This is a genomic window from Pseudoalteromonas sp. SR45-5 (genome assembly GCF_014163565.1).
Taxonomy (GTDB): domain Bacteria; phylum Pseudomonadota; class Gammaproteobacteria; order Enterobacterales; family Alteromonadaceae; genus Pseudoalteromonas; species Pseudoalteromonas distincta.
In genome coordinates this window covers 1-2,026 of sequence record NZ_JACJDN010000682.1, presented here as the reverse complement: position 1 = coordinate 2,026, position 2,026 = coordinate 1, and the positions used below count along the sequence as shown (strand labels likewise).

General features: G+C 40.5%; 1 protein-coding gene. It reads left to right on the top strand.

What is annotated here, in order from left to right; translation table 11 throughout:
* The coding region (locus H5072_RS17965; protein WP_182694325.1) for a Tex family protein at positions 1-2,008 on the top strand (2,008 nt) is incomplete at its 5' end.
* Positions 2,009-2,026: the final 18 nt, after the last annotated feature.

The window sequence follows — 2,026 nt, the reverse complement described above, 5'->3', positions numbered from 1 at the left end:
TAAGCGCCGCACTAAAGGTCAAATAGCAATTGAAGCTGGTTTAGAGCCTCTTGCGGATGCACTATTTAAAGATGCTAACCTTGACCCAGAGCAACAAGCAGAGCAGTTTGTAAATGCTGAAAAAGGTTTTGCAGATACAAAAGCGGTACTTGAAGGCGCTAAATTCATCTTAATGGAACGCTTTGCTGAAGACGCAAAATTACTTGCTAAATTTAGAAGCCACATTAGCCAAAATGGCGCAATTGAAAGTACTGTGATTAAAGGCCAAGAGCAAGCCGGTGCAAAATACCGTGATTACTTTGAGCATCAAGAACTTCTTAAAAAAGTACCTTCTCACCGTGCGCTTGCAATGCTTAGAGCTCGAAATGAAGGTGTACTTCAGTTAAATATAAACCCTGAACCTAGTGCTGAAAATTCAGCACAATTATGTGCAAACATGATTGCTGAGCATTACCGTTTAGATATTAAATATAAAGCGGCAAGTCCTTGGTTATTAAACGTTGTTCAATGGGCGTGGAAAGTTAAGCTAGGGTTACACCTAGAGAATGAGTTTTTTGCAGCAATGCGCGAAAAAGCAGAAGCCGGTGCAATAGATGTATTTGCTAAAAACTTAAAAGATTTATTAATGGCTGCACCTGCAGGCCCTCGTACTACTTTAGGTCTTGATCCAGGCCTTCGTACTGGCTGTAAGATTGCCGTTGTTGATAGCACAGGTAAATTACTAGCTACACAAACTATTTTCCCTCATGCACCACAAAATCATTGGGATAAATCAGTGCGTACGTTAGAGCAACTTTGCCGTCAGCATAAAGTTGAGCTAATTGCGATTGGTAACGGTACTGCATCACGCGAATCAGATAAGTTGGTTGCTGAGCTTATCAAAGCAAACAGCGAACTTAAACTTAGTAAAATTATGGTTAGCGAAGCAGGTGCATCGGTTTACTCAGCTTCTGAATTTGCAGCTAACGAATTTCCAGATTTAGATGTTTCTATACGAGGGGCTGTCTCTATTGCACGCCGCCTTCAAGATCCTCTTGCTGAACTTGTTAAAATTGAGCCAAAATCAATTGGTGTTGGCCAATACCAACATGATGTATCGCAAAGCCAATTAGGCCAGAGCCTTATTTCAGTAGTTGAAGACTGTGTAAACTCAGTAGGCGTAGATTTAAATATGGCCTCGGTACCACTACTTACACGTGTATCTGGTTTGAACAAAACATTAGCGCAAAATATCGTTAATTATCGCGATGCTAACGGCACATTTACTAAACGTAGTGAGCTTAAAAAGGTTGAGCGTTTAGGGCCAAAAGCATTTGAACAAGCGGCTGGTTTTTTACGTATTAACAATGGTAGCGATCCACTAGATAACTCATCAGTTCACCCTGAAGCTTATCCTGTTGTTAAACGCATTTGTGAACGCAATAGCGTAGATGTCAGTAACCTAATTGGTAACAGCGACTTTTTAACTAAACTTGCTGCTAACGATTACACTGACGAAAAGTTTGGCTTACCAACCGTTACCGACATTATCACTGAGCTTGATAAACCAGGTCGAGATCCTAGACCTGAATTTAAAACAGCTGAGTTTAAAGCCGGTGTTGAAAAAATTAGTGACCTAAAACCAGGTATGATTTTAGAAGGCGTGGTTTCAAACGTTGCTAATTTTGGTGCGTTTGTTGATGTAGGTGTTCACCAAGATGGTTTAGTGCATATTTCAGCAATCACGAATAAATTTATATCAGATCCGCGTGAAGTTGTTAAAGCTGGTGATATTGTAAAGGTTAAAGTTGTTGAAGTAGACGCTGCACGTAAACGCATAAGCTTTACTATGCGCTTAGATGACGATATTGACACAAGTAATAAGTCAGCAGCTCCAGCTACGCAAAAGCCACAAGCACGTGCTAATAATTCGCAACCTCGCGCTGCAAAGCCTAAACGTGACAACGGTAATGCGTTAATGGGCAATGCATTTGCCGATGCGTTCGCTAATGCTAAAGTAAAAAAATAATACTTGTACAACTAAGCT